The sequence below is a fragment of the Gilvimarinus sp. 1_MG-2023 genome (assembly GCF_030548285.1).
Genome location: NZ_JAUOSC010001860.1, coordinates 1 through 231, shown reverse-complemented (window position 1 = coordinate 231; position 231 = coordinate 1). Strand labels below are relative to the sequence as shown.

The 231-nt window shown below is 55.0% G+C and carries 1 protein-coding gene; it reads right to left on the bottom strand.

Features of this window, described 5'->3' with window-relative positions; all coding sequences use genetic code 11:
- Positions 1 to 231: MASE2 domain-containing protein (locus Q4563_RS23135; protein ID WP_303606219.1), on the bottom strand; the 231-nt coding region annotated here is incomplete at both ends.

Here is a 231-nt window from a genome sequence, read left to right as displayed (position 1 = left end):
GCATCTATTTGTGTCCAGAAAGTGAGAGCTGTATCGCGATTCCAGGGAGTGCGACGCTCAATGACTTCGACCAGGTGTGGGTAGACCAGGCAGAATGCCAAGGCGGTCCAAAAATTTTCAGGCCTGTAGTGGATGAAAATACCGGCAGCAATCGTCACTGCGCCCGTCCCGTAGCCCAGTATGCGCGCAATGTACTCTGGGTAGGGGGTGGTTCGGGGGGCTGTATCAATG